We start from the raw sequence: 21,408 nt of genomic DNA, 5'->3' as shown, positions 1-21,408 counted from the left end.
TCGTGGAGACTTCACAGACGGTTCTGGTCGGCCTGATCGCCACAGCCCTGCTATTGCGTGCGATGGTCGCCTTCTACTACCGCGACAGCACGCGCATCCTGCGCCTGCTCAAGTTGATCCCGCGAACGCCCGGCCGCAAGGAACAGTATTACCGGCCACTGGACGGCTGGTTCGCACCGCTGCCCTTCCTCTGGACATGGCTGGATATCGTGGCGGCCGTGCTGCTGGCCTCGCTCTATTCGACGCCACTGATGTGGCTGGTGGTGGTGCTGTGGACGGGTGGACGCCTGCGCGCCCTGCAGGAGTTCGGACACAACGCCGTGCACTTCGCGCTGTGCCCGCACCATGAATGGCAATGGTGGCTGAGCAACGTGTTTTACCAGTTTCCGGCCTTCAAACGCGATATGCGCAGCCGCCATCAGACTCACACGCTGGAACACCATCGCAATCCCAACCACCCGAGCCTTGACCCCAATCGGGCCAGGGTTCACGCGGGGGGATACGTCGCCGGCATTTCTCCCGGCAGCTTTTACGCGCGGTTGCTCTATCCGCTGACGCCGCGTGGCGCCTGGGTCAACCTGACGACCATGGCCCGCAGCAGCCTGTTGAATCACTCGCACCTGACCACCGTGGTACGCGTGGTGTGCCTGCTGACCGTCGCAGCGCTGCTTTACTGGGCAGGTGGCTGGAAAGGCGTGCTGTTTGGCTGGCTGGTTCCGCTGCTGACCTCCTACCCGGTGTTCGCCTGGGTGTCGCTGCTCACGGAACATCGCTGGTTCGTCGAAGGGACCTCTCGCGACCGGCGCGATCTGGAGTACCTCGCAGGTCGTCCGACTGATTATTTCGGCCTGACCGGCTGGCTGATCCGCGTCTTCATTGCCCCCACGTCCGATGCCTATCATCTGGCGCACTCGCTGTACCCGGGCGTTCGCTGGAACTACCTGCCTGCGATAGACCGTCACCTGAAAATCCATGAGCCACGCTACAGCAACAACGCCAGTGAAGGCCTGTTGCTGCGACGCGGCAGCGCACCGACGGCGCTTTCCGAACTGTACGAGCGTCTGGTCGCCAGCACCGGACAACCTGAAACCACCCTGAAGACGAGAGGCAGCGTGTGACCAACTCATCGGCATCCCGGCAGATTCAACGGATCGGCATCATTGGCGGCAGTGGACTTCAACAATTGCCCGGCCTGAAGGACATCCGGCAGGTCGAATGCGAAACGGCATTCGGCAAACCCTCTTCTCCCGTCACACTGGGCACACTCAACGACGTGCCGGTGGCCTTCGTACAGCGCCATGGCATCGGACACACCATCCCGCCGTCGTTCATCAATGTACGGGCCAATATTGCCGCGCTGCGCAGCGTCGGATGCACCCAGCTGTTATCGGTCAGCGCGGTGGGCAGCCTGACCCACGATGCGCCGCCGGGCAGTTTCGTGCTGATCGATCAGTTCATCGACCGTACGATCCAGCGCGACAAGACTTTCTTCGGTCCGGGTCTGGTCGGCCATGTACCGTTTGGTGATCCCGTCTGCTCCCGCATGCGTGCCGTGCTGGCGGCCAGCGCGCAGACCGCCGATGTGCAGGCGCTCAATGGCGGTATCTATGTGGTCATGGAAGGGCCGCAGTTTTCGACCCGGGCCGAATCCAGTCTGTACCGCCAATGGGGCGGCACGGTGATCGGCATGACCGCCATGCCGGAGGCCAAGCTCGCACGCGAAGCCGAGCTTTGCTACGCGATGATCGCCATCCCCACCGACTTCGACTGCTGGCACGACGCCCACGAAGACGTGAACGCGACCTTGGTGGCCGAGCGAATGGCCGACACTTTCACGCTGACACGGCGACTGGTCACCGAAGCCGTTACACGCCTGGGCGAGCACCACAGCACCTGTGAATACGGCTGCGACCATGCGCTGGACACCGCCGTGATGACCGCCCCGCAGCATCGTGATCCGGAAATGATCGCGCGCCTGCTCACCGTGGCTCCGAACGCCACTCACCTGGGAGCCAAGCCATGACCGGACCTGTCGCCACTAAAGATCGAGTGCGCATCAGGCAGGTCGATGTGCTGTCGGACAACTGGTACGTGCTGCGCAAAACCACCTACGACTTTCTCGGCCGCGACGGTACGTGGAGCACCCTGAGCCGAGAGACGTATGACCGGGGCAATGGCGCGACCATCCTGCTGTACAGCAAACTGAAACAGACCATCGTGCTGACCCGGCAATTCAGGTTTCCTGCGTTCGTCAACGAACACGACGGCATGCTCATCGAAACCTGCGCCGGCCTGCTGGACCGCGATGATCCGCACACCTGCATCCGCAAGGAAACCGAGGAAGAGACCGGCTATCGCATTCAGGAAGTGCGCAAAGTGTTCGAAGCCTTCATGAGCCCCGGATCAGTCACCGAGCGGCTGTATTTCTTCGTCGGCGAATACTTTGACGAAGACAGGCTGAGCGCAGGAGGTGGCCTTGAAGGCGAAGGCGAAGAGATCGAGGTGCTGGAACTGTCTCTGGATGAGGCGCTGGGCATGATCGACACCGGGGAAATATGCGACGGCAAAACTATCATGCTGCTGCAATATGCCAAACTGCATCGACTGCTGGAGTGACCCTGCGCATGGATGAACTGATCGCCATCAGCTCGATGGAACATGCCGAGCTTGCAGAATTCATCGCGGGCATGGAGGCGCATGCCGGGATACCCATTCGTCTGTCGCGCTGGTCCACGTCCGAACTGATCGAGCGGGTGATCGACGGCACGGCGGGCGACTGGGACCTGCTGCTGGGCACCGCCGCCACGGCGCTTCTCGATCCTGCACTGACCTCGAGGCTGAGTGTCCTTGATGCACTCGATGTGTCGAGCCTGCCCCCGGACGCGGTCGATGCCGGCCGACGCTGGTTCAGCCCGTCAGGCTTCGTGCCCGCCTTCTGTTACGACCCGCATGTCCTCGCCGCCAATGGCCTTGAGCCGCCGCGCTGCTGGGAAGCGCTGAGCACACCGGCCTGGTCGAGACGCATCGCCCTGCCCGACCCGGCACGCTCCGGCGCAGGCTATCTGCACCTGGGCGCCCTGCTGGAACATTATGGCGAACAGGCCTGGGAGCGGCTGGCGGACATCGCCCGCCTGCAACCTGCCATCAGCGGTTCCTCGACGTCCCCCATAGAGGCGGTGCTTGAAGGTCGGTCGTGGGTGGGCGTTACGGTGTCCACCGCAGCCACACGGGCCGCGCTTTTGCATCCATCGCTGCACTGGTGCGTACCGGAAGATGCGCTACGTTATGAGTTCGAGGTATTCGGCTGCCGAAACGGTTCGCAGCATGCCGTCAAGGCCCGCCAGGCGCTCGGCTGGATGCTGTCGCCCGACGCCGCCGCCATCAGCCGGCGCTATGGCAAGGTCGTGGTCGCTGACTCATCGAGGGACACGCCGACAGCCCCTGGTCCCGAGCCGCTGGATGCCATCGCAGCCAGTCGCGCCAAGGCCGAACGCTGCGCACGCTGGCACGCACTCTTCGACACCGGGGCAACCCCATGAGCGGGATGGCGCAGCCTGATTCGACTCAACCTCTCGCATCACCCCGGACTGAGGGGCGGCCATGGTCGATCTACCTCATGTTCGGCCTGTTCGGGGCGCAGCAAGGCATGCTCGGCCCCTTGATGCCCTTTCTGCGCTCCGAATTCTCCCTCGACCTGCGCTGGACCGGCCTGCACTTCGCCGCTTACGCGCTGGGACTGGTGTTGATCGGAGTACCGTATCGCTGGCTTGAGCGCAAACCTCCGGTCATCGGCACGGGGCGCATTGCGATAGGCTCGATCATCGTGGCCAGCGGGTTCTTTGCCATGGCAGCAGGCCTGCCGATGACATTACCGGGCAGTGTCGTACTGGGTTTTTCCGGAGGGCTGGTCATGGCGGTCGGACAGGCCATGCTGGGCAGGCGCTACGTTGAACAGGCCGCCGCGAAGCTGGTGGAGGCCCATATCGTGGCCGGGCTGTGTGTGCTGGGGGGCGCACTGCTGGTGGGCGCAGCGACTGCCGTCGGGCTGTCGTGGCGCGCGGCTCCGTTGCTGATCAGCGCGTGGGCGCTGCTGATGTTCTGCGTGCCTTCAGATCTTCATCGAACAGAGGCTCGCACCACGCCTGCAACGGCGTCAACCGGCGCGCCCGCGGATGCGTTGCCTGCGCCGCGCCTGACACGCCTGAGTCTGTGGGCACTGGTGATTCTCGGCATCTCGGCCGAGTGGGGCGTGGGCTTCTGGGGGGCTGAGTACATGAAGACTCACGTTCAGACCAGCGCCTCGGTAGCCGCGACCCTGATGAGCCTTTATTTCGCCGGCACCGTCTGTGGACGTCTGGCCAGCAGTTTCGCACTGCGTCGCCTATCGCCCCTGTCGCTGCTGACCACCGTGATTTTCAGCGCTATCGCTACACTGCTGGTGCTGTCGTTGATTCAGGGCCTGGCCGGAACGGCTGTCTTCACTTTCGTGCTGGGTGCATGCCTTGGGAACTTCTTCCCGCTGATTCTGGGCTCTGCGATGCGCGTCGCGCCCCACGCAAGCTCTGCGTTGAGCACCCAGGCATCCCAGGCGGTAGGCGTTGCATTACTGCTGGCGCCGTTTCTGCTCGGGGTGTTGTCCGAGCGAATCGGGGTCGAAGCCGCCTTCAGCCTGTTGATCATCTACCCGCTTCTCATGTTGCCGTGGGTGCCGGCGCTTCGTGGCGCCTGGGCTTTCGGCCGAACCACTGCCCCTGCAAAGGAGTAACACTCAATGGCCCTTCACGCGCTGTTGTTCGACCTGGACGGAACCCTCATCGATACCGATGAGCTGCACCTGAATGCCTACAACCAGCTGCTGGCACGCTGGGATCGGTCGATGGATATCAGCTATTACAAAGCCAATGTCATGGGGTTCCCGGACGACATGATTTTCGGCGGCCTGTTTCCCGATATGCCCGCCTCGCACTACGCAGCGCTGGCGGCCGAGAAGGAAGCCATGTTTCGCGACCAGCTTGGCGAAACCATCCCGGTCTCCGGCGTGCTTCGCGTTCTTGACCATGCCGGGCAACTCGGGCTGAAAACCGCCGTGGTCACCAATGCGCCACGGGAGAATGCCATGGCCATGCTGACCGGGCTGGGCATTGTCGATCGTTTCGAAACCATTGTGATCGGCGGCGAACTGGCTCGCGGCAAACCGCATCCCATGCCCTACCTAACGGCCCTGAAATTACTGGGTGTGAGAGCGGATGAAGCGATTGCCTTTGAAGATTCGCTGGCGGGCGTGCAATCGGCACACGCCGCAGGCATTCATACCTTCGGCATGCTCTGCGGGTTGCAGGAGCAACAGCTTCGCGAGGCTGGCGCCCGCAGCGTGATCAAGGACTTCGAAGCCGACGCCCTGTGGCGGTTTCTGAAGTCGGCCGCGTGATAGTCCGTCCGCACTGAAGCTTTTTATCCGCTCGCGCACTAAACTGGCAGCCGCTTGCCCCAAACCGGGGCAGACACTCTTATTGATAACCCGAGAGGCCGCTGTGTACAAAGGTGTCGTGCTGTCGGTTCTGGCTTCAGTGCTGTTCGGGGTCATGTATTTCTATACCTCACTGATGAAGCCGCTGGATGGCCAGGAAATCTTCGGCTGGCGGATGCTGCTGACCGTGCCCTGCGCCACGCTGTTCATGCTGTTCAGTGGCGACTGGAAGCTGGTGCGTGCACTCGCAGCCAGACTGCGCCGACAACCGGCACTGTTTTTCGGGCTGCTGCTGTCGTCGGTGCTGCTGGGCGCGCAACTGCTGATCTTCATGTGGGCACCGCTGCATGGTCGCAGCCTGGAAGTCTCGCTGGGCTATTTCCTGCTGCCGCTGAGCATGATTCTCACCGGCCGCGTCGTGTACGGCGAACACCTCTCCTACCTGCAAAAGATCGCGGCAGCCTTCGCGGCGATCGGCGTTGCCCACGAGCTGTGGCGACTGGGCAGTTTCTCGTGGGAAACATTGCTGGTGGCCGGGGGCTATCCGCTGTACTTCGTGCTGCGGCGCCGGCTCAAGACCGATAACCTGGGCGGGCTATGGTTCGACATGCTGTTCATGCTCCCCATCGGCCTGTGGTTCATCGCCAACGGGCATCCGCTGGCGATTCAGCAAACGCCCATTCTCTATCTGTTGATTCCCGTGCTGGGCATCATCAGTGCCTCGGCGCTGGTCAGCTACATCATCGCCAGTCGTCTGCTGCCATTCAGCCTGTTCGGGCTGCTCAGTTATGTCGAGCCGGTGCTGCTGGTGGGCGTCGCACTGCTGCTGGGCGAAAGCATCAGCCGTGACGAAATGCTGACTTACATACCGATCTGGATAGCGGTGGGCGTGCTGATTCTGGAGGGTGCCAAACACATGCTGGCTCAGCGCCGTCGGGACGCAGCCTGAGCCTCAGTGCCCGGTGAAACGCTCCAGTTGCATCTCCTGGAGACGGCTCAGCGTGCGGCGGAACGCGAAAGACAAGTAGCCCTCGGTGTACAACGCCTCCATCGCCACCTGCGCTTCGACATACAGCGGAATGCGTCGGTCGTAACACTCGTCGACCAGCGCGATGAAGCGCCGCACGCCGTCGTCGTGAGGGGACAGCTGCGGCAACTCACGGTCCCCCGCCGCCACCTGCTCCACGCCATCCTCGGTGCCACGGGCGATTTTCGATTCGCGCTGCGCCGCACTCAGGGACGGCACTTCACTGATCAGGATCACCGAAAAACGATCGCACAGGGCAATGAAATCCATCGCCGCCAGCGGTTGCTCGCACAGGTCCCGATAACGGCACCACACGGCCGTGTCGGAATGCTGAACCACATTAATGCTGCGATAGCCAAGCATGACCTGGGAATCGTGGATCGGCTGCCCGGCGCTGAGCGCGTCGAAAATTCCCTGCAGGCCGCTGGGACGTCCGGCTTCGGCCACCCAGTAACGCTGGTGCAACTGGCCGGGATGCAGGCGATGGTCCTCGCCGCCATCGACCGCGACGACGTTCATGTACTTCTGGATGGCGACAATCGCGGGCATGAAGCGCTCACGGTTGTGACCGTGGCTGTACAGCTGCTCCGGCGGCTGGTTGGAAGTGCAGACCAGCACTACACCTTCCTCAAACATGACCTGCAACAGCCCGCCGAGAATCACGGCATCGCCGATGTCGGTAACGAACAGCTCATCGAAGCACATCACCCGCACTTCACGCGCCAGTTCCCTGGCCACCACGGTCAGTGGATGCGGTGTACCCATCAGCTCGAACATGCGCTTGTGCACCCAGCGCATGAAGTGATGAAAATGCTGACGCCGGGCCGGAACACTCAGGCTTTCGAAGAAACGGTCCATCAGCCAGGTCTTGCCGCGTCCCACCGGCCCCCAGAGATAAACACCCTGAGCCCGACCACGCTGTCCCGTCAGCGCCAGGTAGCAGGCCTGAAGCTGACGGGCCGCATGCAACTGCGCCTGATCAGGCTGAAAGCCACGCTGGACGGCACGTTCGTAAGCATCCAGAGGAGACACGGCATCCATCAATCACACACCTTCGGCAACAGGAAAGACACTCAGCATATACAGGTTCAGGCGTGCTGCACGCCCGCACGTTTGAGCAGCCGTTTGCAGCGCTCGGACAGATGCACCACACGCAGGTGCTTGCCTGCCTTGGCGTAACGCTCGCGCAAGGTCTTGAGCGCAGCAATGGCCGAATAGTCGACGAAGCTCAAGTGACGGCAGTCCAGCGTGACCTGCGCCGGGTCTTCGGCAGGGTTGAACTGGTCGAGAAACGGCGTGGTCGAGGCGAAGAACAGCGTGCCGTGCAGGTGGTAGATCTTGCTGCCGTCGGCTTCGACATGGCTATCGGCGTAAAGCTCACGGGCCTGCTGCCAGGCAAAGTTGATCGCTGCGATGACAATGCCGAACAGCACCGCCGTCGCCAGATCGGTGAACACCGTCACGACCGTCACGGCAATGATCGCCAGTACGTCGTTTACCGGAACCTTGCGCAGCACCCGCAGCGAAGCCCAGGCAAATGTCTGCTGGGCGACCACGAACATCACCCCGACCAGCGCCGCCAGTGGAATGCGCTCGATCAGCGGCGACAGGAACAGCACAAACATCAGAATCATCATGCCCGCGACAATCCCGGACACCCTGCCGCGCCCGCCGGAGCTGAGATTAATGACGGTCTGTCCGATCATCGCGCAGCCGCCCATGCCGCCAAATGCGCCAGACACCATGTTCGCCGCGCCCAGTGCCACGCATTCGCGGTCCGGGTAACCGCGGGTCTCGGTGATCTCGTCCGTCAGGTTGAGGGTCAGCAGGGTTTCCAGCAGGCCGACCAGCGCCATCAGTACGGCGTAAGGCGCGATGATGCGCAGGGTTTCCAGCGTCCACGGAATGTCCGGCAGGTTGAACATCGGCAGACCACCCGCGATGTGGGCCATGTCGCCCAGGGTCCGGGTTGGCAGGTCGAGGAAATACACGGCCAGGCCGACGCCGAGAATCGCGACCAGAGCAGGCGGCACGGCGCGGGTCACACGCGGCAGTACATAGACCACGGCCATGGTCAGCGCGACCAGCCCCAACATCACGTAGAGCGGCGTTCCGCTCAGCCAGGCCTCGCCGACCTTGAAGTGTTCCAGCTGGGCCATGGCAATGACAATCGCCAGGCCGTTGACGAAGCCGAGCATCACCGGATAAGGCACCAGCCGCACCAGTTTGCCGAGCCGCAGCACCCCGAACAGGATCATCAACAGACCGCCCAGCAACACGGTTGCCAACAGGTACTGCACGCCCTGCTGCACCACCAGCGCCACGATGACCACAGCCATCGACCCGGCAGCACCCGAGACCATCCCCGGTCGCCCGCCGAACAGCGCGGTCAGCGTGCAAATGATAAACGCGCCATACAGGCCCATCAGCGGGTTGAGGTGCGCCACCAGTGCAAAGGCGATGCATTCGGGCACCAGCGCAAAGGATGTGGTGAGCCCTGCCAGAACTTCGGCGCGTAGACGGATTGTTTTCATGACTGACCTGAACGGCGTCTGCGGACCAGCCCGCAGCGGTGCGAAAAAGGGGGCATGTTACGCAAACACGTCCTCATCGGCCACTGCTGCAAGGGTTCAGCCTGACGATTCAAGCTCACCTGCGTCAGACGATGTCGAGATCCAGCAGCGCTGCGCCCAGCGCCTTGCCATGCGCGTCCAGCGCCAGCGACCGGGTTACTCCGCCTCGCAGCACACCGGGGATCACGAAGTTCAGTGCGTGCACGTTGGGCAGCTCGTAGCGCCGAATCGGCCCGGCTTGCGGGTCGAGTAACTGCGAGAAATACGCTGTCACCCGATCAACGGTCAGTGCCTGACACAACCTTGCATAGTCTTCGCCACGGTAAGCGATCACCGAGATGTTCGATGTATCGCCCTTGTCGCCGGTCCGCGAATGGGCCAGCTCTCGAAGCTTTACGCCACCGCTCATACCGAATCCTCCAGATGAACCACCGGATTGACCGCCTCACGCGGCAGAAACAGCGAAGCGACCGCCAACACCTGACGCACCGCCTTGGTCGCCCCGCCACCGCCGTAAGGTCCGTTGGTGTAGAGCGTCTCGACTTCATTACCGACCCGAACGGCCTCGCTGCGCTCGACACAGCGTGCGGCAATGCGCAGGCGCACCTCCCAGGGCTCAGCGTTGGCGCGCGAACCCAGTTCGCTGCCATGCAAGGCATCGACGCCGATCAATTCGGCACGCAGGTCTTCGACCCTCACGCCCATCAGCTTCAAACGCTCCAGAACGACATCACGTGCCAGTTGCGCACGCGCCAGCGCACCAGGCCCACCGTAGGACATTTGCCCTTCGCCGATCCAGCCATCCAGATAGCCGACCGACACCTTGAGAGTCTCGGGCCGCTGACGTCCATCCGCACCGACAACCCGCACCCGGTTCTCGGCTTCTGTCCGGAAGCTGACCCCCGAAAAATCGGCACTCACGTCGGGTGTCAGGTAAGCCGCAGGGTCATGCACCTCATAGATCAGCTGTTCGGTGCAGGTGGCGGTATCGATCCGCCCGCCCGAGCCTGCCACCTTGGTGATGAGCGCCTGACCTGATGCATCGACTTCAGCCAGTGGAAAGCCCAGTCGGGCCAGGTCCGGCACGTCCTTGAAACCCGGATCGGCAAAGTACCCCCCGCTGATCTGGCCCGCACATTCGAGCAAGTGACCGACCAGCGTGCCACGTCCCAGCAAACGCCAGTCATCGACGGGCCAACCGAACTCGAACACCTGTGGCGCCAGAAACAGTGATGGATCGGCTACACGACCCGTGATCACCACGTCGGCATCGGCCTGGAGCGCCTGCACGATGCCTTCGCACCCCAGATAAGCGTTGGCCGAAATCAGCCGGTCACCCAGCGAGGCCAGCGTCATGCCGTTGTCCATCAGCCTGGAAGCGTCGGCCTGCAATGCAGCGAGCACGTCATCGCCGGTCAATGCCGCAACCTTGAGCCCGGACAGTCCCAGCCCGACCGCGATGCGCTTCACTTCCCGCGCCGCCGCCAGCGGGTTGGCCGCCCCCATGTTGGTGATCACCCGCAATCTGCGCGAACCGTCCGCCCTGCGCCCCACGAACGGCAGCACCCGGCGCATGCGCTCGCTCAATAACGGATCGTAGCCAGCGTCGGGGTCGCTCAACCGGGCCTGCTGCGCCAGCGCGATGGTGCGCTCGGCCAGGCATTCAAAAATCAGGTAATCCAGCTCGCCGTGTTCGGCCAGTTCGACGGCAGGCTCTATGCGGTCGCCGGAATAACCGGCACCGGAGCCGATGCGCAGGGTTTTCATTCAGAACACTCCCAGGAGCATGGCAGTCAGGGTCATCAGGACCGAGGCTGCGAACAGGAAAGGGATGGTGAAGCGCTGGTGGTCGGCCAGCTCGATCTTGCACAGCCCCACCAGGAGGAAGGTCGCGGGCGTCAGCGGACTGACCGGAAAACCGGTGGTGTGCACACCCAGCAGTGAGGCCTGAGCCACTTGCAACGGCTCGACGCCCAAGGCCTTGCCGACCTCGGCGATCACCGGCATCACGCCGAAATAGAATGAATCCGGGTCGAACAGCAGGCTCAGAGGCATCGAAATGAACCCCACCACCATCGGGATCAATTTGCCGTGCCCGGCTGGAATCTGGTGCACCGCCACTTCGGCCATTGCCTTCAGCATACCGGTGCCTTGCATGATGCCGGTGAACACCCCGGCCGCCAGCAGGATGCTGGCCATGGTCAGCGCGGTTTTGGCGTGGGCATCGATGCGGGTGCGCTGAGCATCGACGTCAGGGTAATTGAGGCACAGCGCAACCACCGTGCCGAGCATGAACATCACCACCGGATCGACGACACCGGAGATCATCACGCCCATCACCGCAATGGTCAGCAGCAGGTTCACCCAAAACAGACGCGGCCGACGCAGCAGCTCTTCCTGTTCGGTCAGCACCCGCTTGGGCACCACATCCACCTGCGCTCCGGCGCCAAGGCCCAGACGCCGCTCTTCACGACGGCCCAGAAACCAGGCGCAGGCGAACACAAAGGCGAGACCGACAATCTGCACCGGAATCAGCGGCTGAAACAGGTCCGCCACCGGCACGTGCAAGGCGGCAGATGAGCGCAGCACCGGCCCGGTCCAGGGCAGAAAGTTGACCCCCGCCGCCATGGCCGTGACGCAGGCCAGAATGCGCTTGTCCATGCCCAGCCGCGTGTACAGCGGCAGCATGGCCGGAATGGTCACCAGAAAGGTCACCGCCCCCGAACCGTCCAGGTGCACCAGCAACGCCAGCAGTGCCGTACCCATGACAATTCGGGTGGGGCGCGTACCGACTGCCTTTAGAATCCGATCAATGATCGGGTCGAGCATGCCTGCATCCGTCATCACTCCGAAGAACAGGATGGCGAACACGAACATGCCCACCACCGGGGCAACGTTCTTGATGCCTGTGATGATGAAGGCGCTGGTCTGCAGACCGAAGCCGCCGATCAGGGCCGCGATGATGGGCAATGCAATGAGGGCGACGAGAGGCGAGAGACGCTTGCTCATGACAGCCGTGAGCAGGCAGAGAATGGTAATGACACCGAGGATGGCGAGCATGGAGGCTTTCCCTTTCATCCCTGACCAACGTGTGGCGGGATGTACTGTTGTTGTTTTCAACGAGTATCGAAACGGGGTTATGCTTTGTAAATTGAAATGTTCGGCACCTCTCATTCCAAAAAACAGAACATTGATCACGAGCCTTGCCAGCGCATGAAGAATTCGATCCAGCACATCCGGGCGTTCCTGGCCGTCGCTCACAGCGGGAGTTTTACCAAGGCTGCGGTGGAACTGAACCTCTCGCCGTCTGCGCTGACCGTCCAGATCCAGCAACTGGAAGAGTGGCTGGGCGTCGCGCTGCTGGAACGCAGCCCGCGCCACGTCAGCCTGACGGCGGCAGGACAGAACAATCTGCAGCCCATGGAAAAGCTGCTGCTGGATCTGGACAACATCGTCAGTGGTTCGCGGGACCTTGCGGCGTTGCGCCGCGGTGTGGTGACCCTCGCCGCCCTGCCCTCGATGTGCTCCAGCACGCTGCCGATCATCCTGCGCGAATTCCGCACCCGGTTTCCCGGCATCGAAGTACGCCTGCGCGATGTAGTGGCGCAACGCATCGACGCGCTGGTGCGTGAAGGCGAGGTGGATTTCGGACTCGGCGTTCGCGCCCGGATGAGCCACGGACTGGAGTTCGAAGGCCTGATGCAGGACCGGCTGCGGCTGTTCGTGCCCGGCACTCATCCGCTGGCCACACGAACGTCAGTCAGCCTGGCCGATCTGGCGGGTCAGCCGATTATTCTGACCGGACGCGACAGCAGCGTGCGCGAGCGGGTCGAGCAACTCTTCGCCGACGAAGGACTTGCTCTGGTGCCCGGACTCGAGGCCAACTACATGTCGACCGTTCTGGCGCTGGTGCGTCAGGGGCTGGGTATGACGCTGCTGCCGGAGTCGGCCGACGAGGGCCGCTCCGACACCGTTCAGGTGCCCGTCGATCACCACGGCGTCAGCCGTGAAATCGGCCTGATCACCCGCACCGGCCAGACCCTGAGCCCTGCGGCGAATCGGTTCGTGGAGATGATGAGAGAGGTGTTGAGTCGCGATGCCTGTTGAATCACGTCTCGGCAAACACAACATTGCGGGAGGAATATCCCCAGTACTGCGCAGACAACAGACTTACCCCCCCTAAAAACAAGGAATGCTTTCATGCAATGGAATCAAAAGCGGTCATTGCAGGCCCTGCTGCTGACCAGCCTCACGCTGACCTCGTCGCTCGCGCTTGCCGAGGCGCAGAACCCGAAACTGGACGACTTCGTGCGGGAAGCAGCCAGCAAGGTCATGCAGAAAAACGGCATCGCAGGCCTGTCGATTGCCATCACCCACAACGGCACACAACAGTTCTACACCTACGGCAAGGCGTCGAAAGACAGTGCTCAAACCGTCACCCCGGACACGCTGTTCGAACTGGGCTCGATCAGCAAGACCTTCACCGCCACCCTTGCCACCTGGGCGCAGGCAAACGGGCAGTTGTCGTTGACCGAGCGCATCGACACCTACGTGCCGCAATTGCGTGACACACGCCTGGGCAAGGTGCCGGTTTTCCATCTGGGTACGCATACTGCGGGCGGCTTCCCGCTGCAGTTTCCCGACAAGGTCCAGACCACCGAACAGATGATGGCGTACTTCAAGGCCTGGCAACCCGAGTACTTGCCCGGTACCCATCGCACCTACGCCAACCCCAGCGTCGGTTTGCTGGGCCTGGTCGCGGCGCGCAGCCTGCAATTGCCCTTCAAGAACGCCATGCAGCAAGGGCTGTTTCCGGCACTGGGCCTGAAGAACACCTACCTCACCGTGCCCGACGAACAACAGTCACTCTATGCACAGGGCTATAACAAACTCGACGAACCTGTCAGGGTCAACCTCGGCGTGCTGGCATCCGAGGCTTACGGCGTGAAATCCAACAGCCGGGACATGCTCCGTTTTGTCGAGGCCAACCTGGGGCTGGGTCAGCACGACGCGCGCCTGCAACGCGCCCTCAAGGACACCCGAACCGGTTATTTCAACGTGGGCGCGATGACCCAGGGCCTGATTTGGGAGCAATACCCGATGCCGGTGAAGCTCGACACCCTGCTCGAAGGTAACGCGAGCACGATGGTGCTCAATACTCAAAAAGTCGAGCCGATCACCCGGCCCCGTGCGGCGCAACCCAATACCTGGGTCAACAAGACCGGTTCCACCAATGGCTTTGGCGGCTACGTTGCCTTCATCCCCGAGCAGCAACTGGGCATCGTGATTCTGGCCAACAGAAACTACCCGAACGAGGAACGGGTGAAACTGGCGTACCGGATTCTGAATCAGGTGCAGTGCTTCGACTGCAAACCCTAAGCTTCAGAAGTCTGCTCGCCAGTCGCAAAGTCGACCGGTACACGCCACAGATACCACGCCGCAACGGTTCGAAATGGCGCGAACCGTTCGGCGAGAGCGGTCATGGCCTTCGGTGTGGGTTTGCCTTCCAGGCCGTACAGCCGCCGATAACCCTCGCACACCCCGAAGTCACTCGCGGGCATCACGTCCAGCTTGCCCAGGCCGTAGATGAGCATCATCTCGACCGTCCAGCGACCTACGCCTGGCAACCGAGTGAGACGGGCGATGAGTTCGTCGTCGCTCAGGGTCAGAGCTTCGTCCACGTCCGGCACCAGACCGCTGGCTCTGGCAGCGGCAATCGCCTTGATCGCCCGGCACTTGGACGCCGAGAACCCGCAGCCTCGCAACGCCTCATCGGCCAGGTCGGCCAACGCCTGCGGGTCGGGAAAGCGTGAATCCGGAAACAGGGCACGCAGGCGCATCACCATCGCGTCGCCCGCCCTGGCGTGCAATTGTTGATACGCAACGCCTTTGACCAACGCCTGGAACGGGTCCTGCGCAGCGGTCACCGGGTGCAGACACGGCCCGACGTGCTCAATCAATGACCGCCAGCGCCCATCGACTGCCTTGAGCACTTCAATGGCCTGCCCATGAGCAATGGGCGTTTGCGGTTCTGCTGACATTCCGATCATCCATAAAAAGCGCAATTCGAGACGCCCCCACTGTGCCGCAGCGCCCAGGGACTCTGCAAACGCGGGGTGATTTTCGAGTTCCCTCGCAACGCTGCAAAAACCTGAACCTGGCCTGAACGACATCGTGAAAACGACTTTCAGACAAAAAACAACTTTCTCCATTCAAGAATGAGTATCATTATGTTACGCATTGTGTCCGGCCCGTCTCGCCTGCCGAGACCTGTCAAAACACGTGCGCCTTCAGTCTCAACCCGGTGAACTATGCTCGTTCCGTTTTTGATCATGCTGCGCGAAGGCATCGAAGCCGCGCTCATTGTTGGCATCATCGCCAGTTACCTGAAACAGACCGGCCGTGGCGAGTGGATGCCCGCCGTCTGGATCGGTGTATTCCTGGCAATCGCACTGTCGCTGTTCGTCGGCGGTGGCCTGGAGTTGATGAGCGCCGAGTTTCCGCAGAAGCAGCAGGAATTGTTCGAAGGCATCGTCGGCCTGATTGCCGTGGGCATTCTGAGTTCGATGGTGTTCTGGATGCGCAAGGTGGCGCGTTCGATCAAGCACGCGCTGCATGAATCGCTGGACGCCGCCCTCACCGGCTCGAAAAACCAGACCTACGCGCTGATCGCCATGGTGTTCTTTGCCGTGGCCCGGGAAGGTCTGGAAACCGTCTTTTTCCTGCTCGCCGTGTTTCAGCAGAGCGAAGGCACCCAGGCTCCCCTGGGGGCCCTGCTCGGCATGCTGCTGGCAGTCGGCTTTGGTGTGGCGATCTACAGCGGCAGCATGCGCCTGAACCTGAGCCTGTTTTTCCGCTGGACCGGCCTGTTCATTCTGATCGTGGCGGCCGGGATCCTGGCCAACTCGGTGCAGGCCCTGCATGAAGCAGGTGTCTGGAACCACTTGCAGGACGTGGTTTTCGACATCAGCGCCTGGCTGCCGATGGACGGTCCGACCGGCTCGGTGCTGGCCGGCATGTTCGGTTATCAGGATGCACCGACGGTCAGCACCCTGAGTGTCTACCTCATTTACCTGATCGGGGCGCTGGTGCTGTTTTTCCTGCCGCACGCCCCGTCAGTCCGCACACCGTTGCAGCAACATCCATCTTCCGTGACGAACGAATAAGGGCACCCATGTCGAACCGTCCCTCAGGGCCTTCAGAGAAAGCCCGGCCTCCCCGCGTCCTGCGATTGGCAGTCGCCGGCTCCGTGATCCTGATGATCGCCGCAGGCGGGCTGTTCTACTACGCCTCGCAAGTGGCCGTCAAGAAGCGCGCCGCCAATGCCGGCACTGAAACCGTGGTCAACATTCACGCTCACAACTGCGAGCCGAATGCCCTCACCGTAGCGGCAGGCCAGAACGCGTTTCGCATCGTCAATCGTTCCGAACGGGCGGTCGAATGGGAAATCCTGGATGGCGTACTGGTGGTCGAGGAGCGGGAAAACATTGCGCCCGGCCTGAGCCAGGTCATCAATGCCAACCTGGCGCCCGGCGATTACGCGATCACCTGCGGCCTGCTGAGCAACCCGCGCGGCACGCTGCATGTAACGCCTACCGCCGAGTCCGACGCGAAAGCCAAGGCGCGCCCGTCGATGACAGCCTTCATCGGCCCGCTGTCCGAATACCGCGTTTACCTGAGTCTGCAGAGTTCAGCGCTGATCAAGGCCGTCACCGCCCTGCAACAGGCCATCGATGCCGGTGATCTGAGCGCAGCGCAAGCCGCCTACCTGCCCGCACGCGCCGCCTATCAGCGCATCGCGCCCGCCGCGCAGCGTCTGGCCGAGCTGGACAACGCCATCAACGCCCGTGCCGATTACTACGAAAAGCGCGAGCAGGACCCGGGTTTCAGCGGCTTCCACCGCATCGAATACGCCCTGTTCGAGCAGCACAGTGTCGATGGCCTGAGCCCGGTGGCGCAGCGTCTGCAGACTGACGTCACCCAACTGAAGCAACAATTGCTGGCCCAGTCGCTGGCTCCGGAGCAACTCGCCGCGATTGTCACGCGCAACATGCGCAGCCTGGCCGATGTGCGCAGCAACGGTGAAGAAGAACGCTACAGCCACAGCGACCTGAATGGCTTCGCCGCCAATCTGGAAGGGACGCGCAAGGTGGTCGATCTGCTGCGCCCATTGCTGAGCAAAAGCGCAGGGGATCAGTTGCAGACCATCGATGCGGCCATGGCTGATCTGGACACCACGCTGGACGCCTTGAAAACCGATGACGGTTACCTCCTTTATGACCAGGTCGATGCAGGACAACGCAAGCAGATCGCGACCAAAGCTGCGGCACTGGCCGACGCGCTGAACACCATCGACCCGGCGCTCGGCCTGTCCGGGCTCTGAACCGAACCGATTCCGTCCATCAGGAGCACAGCACAGTCTCATGAAAACTCCCGACGCCAACAATGCCCCTGCCTCGATTCAGCGCCGTCGTGTCCTGATGGGCCTCGGCGCTGCCGGGGCCGCACTGGCCGGCAGCAGCCTGAGCGGCAACGTACTGGCCGCTGCACCCGCGCAAGTCACCGAAGCGCCGAACAGCGACAAGACCGAGGACCGCAACGCGTTCCATGGCCTTCACCAGACCGGCATCGTCAACCCGCGCCCCGCTGCGGGCATGTTCGTGGCCTTCGACGTGCTGGCCGCGGATCGTGACGACCTCGAGCGCCTGTTCCGCACTCTGAACGAGCGCATTGCGTTCCTGATGACTGGCGGCCCGGTGCCGGACGTCGATCCGAAACTGCCGCCGCTGGATTCCGGCATCCTGGGACCGGTCGTCACGCCCGATAACCTGACCATCACCGTGTCAGTGGGCGAATCGCTGTTCGATGAGCGCTTTGGCCTGACCGAAGTCAAGCCCATCCGCCTGAGCCGCATGGTCGGTTTTCCCAACGATGCGCTGGAACCTTCCAGTTGCCATGGCGACCTGAGCATCCAGTTCTGCGCCAACACCGCCGACAGCAACATCCACGCCCTGCGCGACATCGTCAAGAACCTGCCTGACCTGTTGCTGGTGCGCTGGAAACAGGAAGGCACCGTGCCGCCTCAGGCACCGAAGAAACCCGGTCAGCCGCCCGAGAGCGCCCGTAACTTTCTGGGTTTCCGGGATGGTTCGGCCAACCCGGATTCCAACAACCAGAAGACCATGAACGAGCTGGTCTGGGTGCAACCGGGCAGTGACGAACCGGCCTGGGCCGCCCACGGCAGTTATCAGGCCGTGCGCATCATCCGCAATTTCGTCGAGCGCTGGGACCGGACACCCTTGCAGGAACAGGAATCGATCTTCGGCCGCACCAAAAGCACCGGCGCCCCCATGGACGGCAAGGTTGAAACCGATGTGCCCAACTATGCCGCCGACCCGGAAGGCAAGAAGACCCGCCTAGATTCACACATTCGCCTGGCCAACCCGCGTACTGCAGAGACCCAGCGCAACCTGATTCTGCGCCGCCCGTTCAACTACTCCAACGGCGTGAACAAGAATGGTCAGCTGGACATGGGCCTGCTGTTCATCTGCTATCAGGCGGATCTGGAAAAAGGCTTCATCACCGTGCAGAACCGCCTCAATGGCGAGCCGCTGGAGGAATACCTCAAGCCAGTCGGTGGCGGCTACTTCTTCACCCTGCCGGGCGTGACCGGCGACCAAGACTTCATCGGACGCTCATTACTGGCGGCCGTATCGAAAACCCACACTGTATGACCTTCAACCTCCTCACCCGGAAGAGCACCATGAAAAAGACGCCTCTGGCTTTGCTGCTGACCCTTGGCCTGCTCCAGACTCCGCTGGCCGCCTTCGCTGCCACGGCGCCGCTGGATCTGGTCGGCCCGGTTTCGGACTACAAGATCTACGTCACCGAGAACATCGGCGAACTGGTCAGCCACACGCAGAAATTCACCGATGCGGTCAAGAAAGGCGACCTGGCAACCGCCAGGAAGCTGTACGCGCCGACCCGTGTGTTCTATGAATCCGTAGAGCCGATTGCCGAGTTGTTCAGTGATCTGGACGCCGCCATCGACTCACGCGTCGACGACCACGAGCAAGGCGTGACGGCTGAAGACTTCACCGGTTTCCATCGCCTGGAATACGCGCTGTTCTCGCAGAACACCACCAAGGACCAGGGCCCTGTCGCCGACAAGTTGATGAGCGACGTCAAGGACCTGGAAAAGCGCGTGGCCGACCTGACCTTCCCGCCTGAAAAAGTGGTCGGTGGCGCAGCCGCGCTGCTGGAGGAAGTGGCAGCGACGAAGATTTCCGGCGAAGAAGACCGTTACAGCCACACCGACCTGTACGACTTCCAGGGCAACATCGACGGCGCGAAGAAGATCGTCGACCTGTTCCGCCCGCAGATCGAGCAGCAGGACAAGGCGTTCGCGGGCAAGGTCGACAAGAATTTCGCCACCGTGGAAAAGATCCTGGCCAAATACAAGACCAAGGACGGTGGCTTTGAAACCTACGACAAGGTCAAGGAAAACGACCGCAAGGCCTTGGTCGGCCCGGTCAACACCCTGGCCGAAGACCTCTCGACCCTGCGCGGGAAACTGGGGCTGAACTGACATTCAGCGGCGGGCGTAGCTTCCCGAGCGGCGGTACCGCGCCGCGCTCAGCGCTCTACGCAAATCCTGCTGCAACCATCAGCCTGTGAGAGGCGGCTTGCCGGCGAGGCTTTTTCTGAAGACATCAGCGACTGAACGGACCCCATCGCCGGCAAGCCGCCTCCCACGGGTATGCATTCAGTCAGACGCTTTCGTTATGACCTTTGCGCGTCTCCCGGGCCTATGGACAGGGAGAGCGGTCCGCATCGGTAAGCATCCTGCTCGACACGAACGCAACCGTTGCTCACCCCCACAGCCCTCACCTTCAAATCCCGCTGAACCAGTTGTACCCCTGATCCTCCCAATACCCGCCCGGATTCTCATTGCTGACGAATATCTCGACGATGTGCTTGGGGTTCTTGAAGCCCAGCTTGGTCGGAACACGCACGCGCAGCGGGTAGCCGTAATCGGGTGACAGCGCGACGTCACCGAAGTCCAGTGCCAGCAACGTCTGCGGATGCAGCGCGGTGGGCATGTCCAGGCTCGAGTAATAACGGTCGGCACACTTGAAGCCGACAAACCGCGCCGTGGTATCGGCGCCAATGTATTCCAGAAAGGTCTTCAGCGGCACGCCGCCCCACTGCCCTATCGCGCTCCAACCTTCAATGCAGATCAACCGGGTGATGTCAGTGCGCTGCGGCAATTTACGCAAGGCTTCGATCGTCCAGGGCTGCTTGTCGCGCACCAGCCCGGACACCGCCAGGCGGTAATCGGCCAGATCAAGCTCGGGCACGTTGTATTCGGGGTAGAACGCATTGAACGGGAACGGGTTGGTCAGCTGTGCCTTGCTGTAGGTCGGTGCCAGTTTCTGGCCATTGAACAGCCAGGCCTGAACCCGGTCGTTCCAGCGCGACATGGCCCACAGCGCCTTGTCGACCTGATCGCCATCCTGCAGGTTGCAGCCGGTCAGCATCGACATGGCACCCACGGTCAGACCGGCACGCAAAAAGGAACGGCGCTGGATGTCGATCAATTGCGTCTGTTGCGCAGGCTCCAGCCGAATGCGCTGGGTGATACGTTTGCGTGGCTCATTCATGGCTTGGCAGCCCCCTCTTCGTTCGGCTGGCGGCCGCCGGTGATCATCGGCAACAGGGTTCGCGGCACCAGCAACACCAGCGCCAAATGGACGACCACAAACGCGCCGATGGCCGTCATGGCGCCGAAGTGCACCCAGCGGGCAAAGTCATAGCCGCCCAGCAGGTTGGCCAGCTCCTGAAACTGCACCGGCTTCCAAAGCGCCAGACCCGACACCACCACCAGCACACCCATGGCGAGCACCAACCAATACATCAGACGTTGCACGGCGTTGTACTGGCCTTTGATGTGAGCCAGTTTGAAACGCAAGGCGTCCACCACGTCGCGCTTCACGTCGCCGGGCCGTACCGGCAGCAGGTCACGCTTGAAGTGCCGACTGAACAGGCCGTACAGCACGTAGATCAGGCCGTTGACGACCAGCAGCCACATCACCGCGAAATGCCAGGCAATGGAACCGCCCAGCCAGCCGCCGAGAGTCAGGGACTTGGGAAAGGTGAACGGCATCAAGGGTGCCGCGTTGTAGATGGCCCAGCCGCTCATGAACATGCAGACCATGCCCACGGCGTTGATCCAGTGCGTGAGACGCACCGGCCAGGGATGGATCGGGCGGGTTTTCATAGTGTTGTTCCTCGACATGAGGCGATGCAGAACGACAAGGCAGACAGGCGACCCAAGTCGC

At 62.2% G+C, this 21,408-nt stretch carries 21 protein-coding genes; 13 read left to right on the top strand and 8 right to left on the bottom strand.

From position 1 onward, the window contains the following. Positions 1-2 precede the first annotated feature (2 nt). The 7 genes from JTJ32_RS03805 to rarD all read left to right on the top strand — a co-directional run bounded on the left by JTJ32_RS03805 (position 3) and on the right by rarD (position 6,416). Positions 3-1,118, top strand: coding sequence for a fatty acid desaturase family protein (locus tag JTJ32_RS03805; RefSeq protein WP_210040952.1), 1,116 nt, complete (start codon positions 3-5; stop codon positions 1,116-1,118). After that, a complete protein-coding gene (gene mtnP, locus JTJ32_RS03800; RefSeq protein WP_210040950.1) occupies positions 1,115-2,023 on the top strand; it encodes an S-methyl-5'-thioadenosine phosphorylase in 909 nt (302 codons plus the stop codon). Before JTJ32_RS03805 ends, mtnP begins: the two co-directional genes overlap by 4 nt. Continuing rightward, positions 2,020-2,616, top strand: coding sequence for a GDP-mannose pyrophosphatase NudK (gene nudK, locus JTJ32_RS03795; RefSeq protein WP_099228360.1), 597 nt, complete (start codon positions 2,020-2,022; stop codon positions 2,614-2,616). The genes mtnP and nudK overlap by 4 nt, the downstream gene beginning before the upstream one ends. Next, positions 2,613-3,539, top strand: coding sequence for an ABC transporter substrate-binding protein (locus JTJ32_RS03790; RefSeq protein WP_328823952.1), 927 nt, complete (start codon positions 2,613-2,615; stop codon positions 3,537-3,539). Before nudK ends, JTJ32_RS03790 begins: the two co-directional genes overlap by 4 nt. Positions 3,540-3,616: 77 nt before the next feature. Continuing rightward, positions 3,617-4,765 carry an MFS transporter gene (locus JTJ32_RS03785; protein ID WP_210040948.1) on the top strand — a complete coding sequence of 383 codons (1,149 nt, stop codon included), beginning with the start codon at positions 3,617-3,619 and terminating at the stop codon, positions 4,763-4,765. A 6-nt stretch (positions 4,766-4,771) separates the two neighbouring features. Next, a complete protein-coding gene (locus tag JTJ32_RS03780) occupies positions 4,772-5,428 on the top strand; it encodes an HAD family hydrolase (RefSeq protein WP_210040946.1) in 657 nt (218 codons plus the stop codon). 103 nt (positions 5,429-5,531) lie between these two features. Then, the gene (rarD, locus tag JTJ32_RS03775; protein WP_210040944.1) at positions 5,532-6,416 is read left to right on the top strand and encodes an EamA family transporter RarD; all 885 of its coding nucleotides are present in this window, start codon (positions 5,532-5,534) and stop codon (positions 6,414-6,416) included. Between the two features lie 3 nt (positions 6,417-6,419). On the opposite strand, the gene zapE is transcribed toward rarD, so the two are convergent. From zapE to JTJ32_RS03750, 5 genes are all read right to left on the bottom strand, one after another. Continuing rightward, positions 6,420-7,535 carry a cell division protein ZapE gene (zapE, locus tag JTJ32_RS03770; protein WP_210040942.1) on the bottom strand — a complete coding sequence of 372 codons (1,116 nt, stop codon included), beginning with the start codon at positions 7,533-7,535 and terminating at the stop codon, positions 6,420-6,422. Positions 7,536-7,582: 47 nt separating this feature from the next. Continuing rightward, positions 7,583-9,028 (bottom strand): SulP family inorganic anion transporter, encoded by a 1,446-nt coding sequence (locus JTJ32_RS03765; protein WP_210040940.1) that lies wholly within the window; start codon positions 9,026-9,028, stop codon positions 7,583-7,585. A 124-nt stretch (positions 9,029-9,152) separates the two neighbouring features. Next, entirely contained in the window at positions 9,153-9,476 is a 324-nt protein-coding gene (locus JTJ32_RS03760; protein WP_210040938.1) for an AtuA-related protein, read from the bottom strand. After that, positions 9,473-10,834: an acyclic terpene utilization AtuA family protein gene (locus JTJ32_RS03755; protein ID WP_210040936.1), complete on the bottom strand. Its 1,362-nt coding sequence runs from the start codon at positions 10,832-10,834 to the stop codon at positions 9,473-9,475. The genes JTJ32_RS03760 and JTJ32_RS03755 overlap by 4 nt, the downstream gene beginning before the upstream one ends. Further along, complete coding sequence (locus JTJ32_RS03750) at positions 10,835-12,127, bottom strand: CitMHS family transporter (protein WP_184319761.1); 1,293 nt, start codon at positions 12,125-12,127, stop codon at positions 10,835-10,837. A gap of 153 nt (positions 12,128-12,280) precedes the next feature. On the opposite strand from JTJ32_RS03750, the gene JTJ32_RS03745 reads away from it, so the two are divergent. Then, positions 12,281-13,174, top strand: coding sequence for a LysR family transcriptional regulator (locus JTJ32_RS03745; RefSeq protein WP_099228528.1), 894 nt, complete (start codon positions 12,281-12,283; stop codon positions 13,172-13,174). A 93-nt stretch (positions 13,175-13,267) separates the two neighbouring features. After that, on the top strand, positions 13,268-14,446 hold the full coding sequence (ampC, locus tag JTJ32_RS03740; RefSeq protein WP_210040934.1) for a class C beta-lactamase: 1,179 nt from the start codon (positions 13,268-13,270) through the stop codon (positions 14,444-14,446). Here ampC and JTJ32_RS03735 read toward each other — a convergent pair. Beyond that, positions 14,443-15,108, bottom strand: coding sequence for a DNA-3-methyladenine glycosylase family protein (locus JTJ32_RS03735; RefSeq protein WP_210040932.1), 666 nt, complete (start codon positions 15,106-15,108; stop codon positions 14,443-14,445). The two genes, ampC and JTJ32_RS03735, sit on opposite strands and share 4 nt — an antisense overlap. A 270-nt stretch (positions 15,109-15,378) precedes the next feature. On the opposite strand from JTJ32_RS03735, the gene efeU reads away from it, so the two are divergent. From efeU to efeO (JTJ32_RS03715), 4 genes are read left to right on the top strand one after another with little or no spacing between them, the layout of a single operon-like run. After that, the gene (efeU, locus tag JTJ32_RS03730) at positions 15,379-16,233 is read left to right on the top strand and encodes an iron uptake transporter permease EfeU (protein ID WP_210040930.1); all 855 of its coding nucleotides are present in this window, start codon (positions 15,379-15,381) and stop codon (positions 16,231-16,233) included. 8 nt (positions 16,234-16,241) lie between these two features. Further along, positions 16,242-17,450, top strand: a complete 1,209-nt coding sequence (gene efeO / locus JTJ32_RS03725) for an iron uptake system protein EfeO (protein WP_210040928.1) — start codon at positions 16,242-16,244, stop codon at positions 17,448-17,450. A 40-nt stretch (positions 17,451-17,490) separates the two neighbouring features. Beyond that, on the top strand, positions 17,491-18,801 hold the full coding sequence (gene efeB, locus JTJ32_RS03720) for an iron uptake transporter deferrochelatase/peroxidase subunit (RefSeq protein ID WP_184319745.1): 1,311 nt from the start codon (positions 17,491-17,493) through the stop codon (positions 18,799-18,801). A 29-nt stretch (positions 18,802-18,830) separates the two neighbouring features. After that, positions 18,831-19,655: an iron uptake system protein EfeO gene (gene efeO / locus JTJ32_RS03715; RefSeq protein WP_099228345.1), complete on the top strand. Its 825-nt coding sequence runs from the start codon at positions 18,831-18,833 to the stop codon at positions 19,653-19,655. A 304-nt stretch (positions 19,656-19,959) separates the two neighbouring features. On the opposite strand, the gene JTJ32_RS03710 is transcribed toward efeO (JTJ32_RS03715), so the two are convergent. Both JTJ32_RS03710 and JTJ32_RS03705 read right to left on the bottom strand, forming a co-directional pair. Then, positions 19,960-20,730: a molybdopterin-dependent oxidoreductase gene (locus JTJ32_RS03710; RefSeq protein WP_029241422.1), complete on the bottom strand. Its 771-nt coding sequence runs from the start codon at positions 20,728-20,730 to the stop codon at positions 19,960-19,962. Beyond that, positions 20,727-21,347 carry a cytochrome b/b6 domain-containing protein gene (locus JTJ32_RS03705; protein ID WP_210040926.1) on the bottom strand — a complete coding sequence of 207 codons (621 nt, stop codon included), beginning with the start codon at positions 21,345-21,347 and terminating at the stop codon, positions 20,727-20,729. The genes JTJ32_RS03710 and JTJ32_RS03705 overlap by 4 nt, the downstream gene beginning before the upstream one ends. Positions 21,348-21,408 lie beyond the last annotated feature (61 nt).

This window comes from Pseudomonas alliivorans, from assembly GCF_017826695.1.
In the GTDB taxonomy this organism is placed as follows: domain Bacteria; phylum Pseudomonadota; class Gammaproteobacteria; order Pseudomonadales; family Pseudomonadaceae; genus Aquipseudomonas; species Aquipseudomonas alliivorans.
The sequence above is the reverse complement of the archived record's forward strand: the minus strand, read 5'-3'. Positions and strand labels throughout refer to the sequence as shown.